The sequence below is a fragment of the Sphingomonas jeddahensis genome (assembly GCF_001981525.1).
In the GTDB taxonomy this organism is placed as follows: Bacteria; Pseudomonadota; Alphaproteobacteria; order Sphingomonadales; family Sphingomonadaceae; genus Sphingomonas; species Sphingomonas jeddahensis.
In genome coordinates this window covers 1-4,203 of sequence record NZ_MPSB01000026.1, presented here as the reverse complement: position 1 = coordinate 4,203, position 4,203 = coordinate 1, and the positions used below count along the sequence as shown (strand labels likewise).

Below are 4,203 nucleotides of genomic sequence, written 5' to 3'. Positions count from 1 at the left end.
ATCCCAGCCCCGCCCCAGCGCGCCAGCACCGCATCCTCGACCACCGCATAGGGAAGCGCCGCCCGCACCGGTGGCGCATCGAAGGCGGTCAGGATCGGCCGCACCACTGCGACGATCGCCGCCTGCAACGCCGCCGTCACGCCCCCGACCCCTGGCGCATCTTCGCCATCAACCGCATCCGCCGATACGGCCGCCACAGCGCCGCCACCGCCGCCGGTGGCTGGCTCGCGCCGCCGCGATCGTTGAACAGATGCGCCGCGAGCGCCACGACACCCTGTGCCACCGGCGCCGGCACCCCCGCCCAGTCCGCCGCCATCCCGGCGGTGTATCGAACGGTCACCCGCTCCGACGCCCGCACCCAGCCGCGCCCCTCCGCGTCGATGTCCACGGCATGGCCATCCGCGTCGATCGCGGACACCGGCCCCGCCTCCAGCACCTGCCAGCCGCCGTTGGAGGCCACCACCTCCTCCACCACCCGCGCGATCAGCAACGTGCCAGTAAACGCCTCCGCAACCAGCACCGCGCTGAGCGCGACCCGCGCCAGCAACGTATCCTCGCCGCTCTCCATCCGGAGAAAGGCACGCACCTCCCCCACCACCGCCGCGATCACCGCCGGCGGCACCCCCGAAACAACCATCCACCCTCTCCCGATAAATCCCCCTCCCGCCTGCGGGAGGGGTTAGGGGAGGGCCTGTCCGCGAACACGGCGCCAGATCGGCAAGCCCTCCCCCAGCCCCTCCCGCGCTGCGGAAGGGGAGCAGCAGTCAGCTCGCCGCGAACTTCATCACCTTGATCGCCTCGCTATTCGAAACACACCCACCAACCCGCTTGGTCGCGTAGAAATTCACAAACGGCTTGTTCGAATACGGATCGCGCAGGATCACCGTCTCGCTCCGCTCAGCGATCAGATACCCGCTGCGGAAATTGCCAAACGCGATCGCCAGCGCATTCGCGCTCACATCCGGCATGTCCTCTGCCTCGACCACCGGATAGCCGAGCAGCGTCGCCGGCTGCCCCGCCGCCAGGCTCGGCTGCCACACGAACGCGCCATCGCTGGTCTTGAACTTGCGGATCCGTGCCAGCGTGCTCGCATTCGTCACGAAGCTCGCCCCCTGCCGATACGGCGCGCGCAGCGCCTGGACGAGGTCGATCAGCCGCTCCTGCGGATTGCTCCCGAAATCCCCCGCCGCGCCCGAGGCGACATGCTGCAACGTCCCGAACGGCCGCGAAGCATCCCCCGCCGCAGACGTCGCCTGCTGCAGGAACCCCTTTGGCCGGTTAACGCCATTGCCGTTGACGAACGCCGCGCCCTCCGCCTTGGCGAACTCCGCCGCAATCTCCCCGGCGAGCCATTCCTCGACATCGAAATTGGCATCATCCAGCATCGCCTGCGTGGCGGAAGGGTTGGCGTACAATTCCCCCATCGGCGGCGCGATCTCGACGAAGACGGGCGTCGCCGTCTCGCTCCGCCCGCCATTCTCCGCCGCCCAGCCCGACGGCGTGCCCCCGGTGGTGACGAGCTTGCGATACCCCGCACTCCCCACCTTCACGACGTTCGCGATAGACCGGATCGGCGACGCCCCCTTCAGCGTCGCATCGATGACCGCATCGATCTCCTTGGGCAGCGCATAGCCGCCGGCATCCCCCGTCACCCCGGAAAACGCCTTCATCTCAACCACAGCCCCGCTCCGAACGAACGAACCGAACGCCGCATCACCCCCGGCCGAAGCCCCCTCAAGCACCGGCCGCGCCACCACCACATCGCTCATGTCATGCTCCCACCAAGAAAAAGAAGGTTCCTCCCCCGCCAGGGGAAGGTGGCAGCGCGAAGCGCTGACGGAGGGGGAGGACCCGGAACACCAGCGGGCACACCGCCGCCCGCCCCCTCCGACGCCTGCGGCGCCACCTCCCCCTGGCGGGGGAGGAACGACAGTCAGAAAACAGCCTCCACCCGGGCCGCCACCTGCATCGGCACAGCTACCAGGCTCACCTCGACCAGCGCTGCGCGCAGCACCTCGCGCCACGCCCCCTGCTGCACGGCAAGCGCGCGATACCCCACCGAAAGCCCCCTAAGCGCCCCACACCGCACCAGCCGCGCCACCTCCGGATCGCTCACCGCAGCCTCGATCCAAAGCCCCCGCGCATCCTCCCCGATCGCGAGCATCTCTCCCACCTCGCCCCCGCGATGCTGCACCAGCAACGGCACCGGAAGCGCGTCAGCGAACACGCCCGCCCGAAACACATCCCCCGCCCGATCCACCCGATCGAACACCGCGGCATAGCCCTGGAAGCGCAGGTTCACTTCACCCACTCCCCAAACCCCAGCTTCACCGCCAGCACCGCCAGCAACAAAGCCGCCGCCCAGCCCGCAAACGCCTTCCACGCGCTCCGCTTCGCATCCCGCCAGGCCTCCAGCAGCGCGCGCAGCTCGGCGACATCCCGAGACGCAGCGTCATCCGCCAGCCCCAGCCGCGTGATCGCCCGCGTCGCCCCCAGCTCCCCCGCCTCCTCCGCGATCGCCCGCAACGTCGCGAGATCCGCCCCCGAAGCCGCGCCCTGCGCCAGCAATTGCGCCAGAACCGATCCCGTCATCACCCCCACCCCACCATCTGCCGCTTCTCGTCAGCCGAAATGAAATCGGCTGCGGACACCATCGCCCACAGCCGCTCGCGATCCTCCACCAGCGCCGGCACGCGATCGGGATCGATCTCCAGCCGCGCCTCCGGGAACCACTCGCCCAGCCCCGCCGCCAAAGCCCCGAACACCGCATCCGCCAGCGGCAGCACGGTCAGCCGCCACAGCGCACGGTTGGCCTCGCGATAATTGGCGTAGGTCGCATCGCCCGGCAGCCCGAGCAGCATCGGCGGCACGCCGAATGCCAGCGCGATCTCGCGCGCCGCCGCCGCCTTCAGCCCCACGAAGTCCATGTCCGCCGGCGACAGGCTCAACGCCTGCCACTTGAGCCCGCCTTCCAGCAGCATCGGCCGCCCGGCATTCCCCGCCCCCGCGAACCCGGCATCCATCTCCTCGCGCAGCCGCCGGAACTGCTCCGCCGACAGCGCCGACCCATCCCCCGGATCATAAACCAACGCCCCCGAAGGCCGCGCCGCATTGTCGAGCAACGCCTTGTTCCAGCGCCCCGCAGCATTGTGCACCGCAATCGCCGCCGAAGCCGCCCCCAGGCACCCCAGCCCATAATGATCGTCGAGCGGATGAAAGCCGCGCACATGGATCACGGCGTCGGGCGCGATCTCGCTCACCCGCCCCGCGACGGCATAGCGATACCCCGCCGGCCACCCGCCCGCATCGACCACCACCGACACCCGCTCGGGCCGAAGCGGATACAATTCCGCCACCCCGCCATCCGGATCGCGCAGCACCTGGACGAAGGCATTGCCATGCAGCAGCTGCTGCGCCGCCACGACCTCCCCCAGCCGCCCGCCCCCGCTCTTGGCGGTCACCAACGCCACCAGCGCCGGATCGCTCGCATCGAGCGGCGCCGATCCCACCGCCTCCGCCACCAGCCGCACCGCCCGCTGCGCCACCGCATTGCCGAGGTAACCCGCGCGCACCTGCGCCTCATACCCCTGCGGCCACTCGCCGTGCGCGAACGCGTGCCCCCCACGCGAAAGCGCCGGACGCGACCCCTCGCGCCCGGCCTTCGAGCCGAACCATTTCATCTGCTGTCTCCCCAGAACCGTTCGCACTGAGCCTGTCGAAGTGCGGGTGGCAGTGCGCGCCAGCCGCTCACCCACACCCGTCACCCCGGCCCCTTCGACGCCGCTCAGGACAGGCTTGTGCCGGGGTCCACCGCACCGCAAACTCTCAAGTCGCGGATGCGCGGCCCGGTGGATGCCGGGACCAGCCCGGCATGACGGAAGAGCACAACCTCGCCCCACCCTTCCCGTCATCCCGGCCCTGCGCCGGGATCCAACCCTCGCCGCACGCTGCCGCCAACCAACGAAACGAAGCACCCGCGGCAGCATGGATCCCGAATCAAGTCCGGGATGACGGAGCGTGTGAGGCGCTCTCCTAAATCACCCGCACCCCCACGCCCCCACGCCGCGCGAGCATCAACTCCGTCAGCGCCCACACCAGCGCATCCGCCCGATCCGGCGACCGCCCCGGCCCCTCATACCCGCCGCCCGCAACCAGCCCGCACAGCTCGTCCTCCAGCGCCGGAAACGCCCCCACGTGCCGAAC

Annotated in this window: 5 protein-coding genes and 1 pseudogene; all 6 read right to left on the bottom strand. The window is 70.3% G+C overall.

The features are described 5' to 3' along the window. Positions 1–136: 136 nt before the first annotated feature. Positions 137–637 (bottom strand): head-tail connector protein, encoded by a 501-nt coding sequence (locus SPHI_RS14615; RefSeq protein WP_076745692.1) that lies wholly within the window; start codon positions 635–637, stop codon positions 137–139. A gap of 127 nt (positions 638–764) precedes the next feature. Next, a complete protein-coding gene (locus SPHI_RS14610) occupies positions 765–1,769 on the bottom strand; it encodes a phage major capsid protein (protein ID WP_076745691.1) in 1,005 nt (334 codons plus the stop codon). Between the two features lie 164 nt (positions 1,770–1,933). Continuing rightward, the gene (locus SPHI_RS14605; protein ID WP_198927888.1) at positions 1,934–2,302 is read right to left on the bottom strand and encodes an HK97 family phage prohead protease; all 369 of its coding nucleotides are present in this window, start codon (positions 2,300–2,302) and stop codon (positions 1,934–1,936) included. Beyond that, positions 2,299–2,592: a DUF6127 family protein gene (locus tag SPHI_RS14600; protein WP_076745690.1), complete on the bottom strand. Its 294-nt coding sequence runs from the start codon at positions 2,590–2,592 to the stop codon at positions 2,299–2,301. The genes SPHI_RS14605 and SPHI_RS14600 overlap by 4 nt, the downstream gene beginning before the upstream one ends. Then, positions 2,592–3,680: a phage portal protein gene (locus SPHI_RS14595; protein ID WP_076745689.1), complete on the bottom strand. Its 1,089-nt coding sequence runs from the start codon at positions 3,678–3,680 to the stop codon at positions 2,592–2,594. The genes SPHI_RS14600 and SPHI_RS14595 overlap by 1 nt, the downstream gene beginning before the upstream one ends. Positions 3,681–4,032: 352 nt before the next feature. Next, positions 4,033–4,203, bottom strand: a pseudogene (locus tag SPHI_RS14795) (ATP-binding protein); the annotation flags it as partial.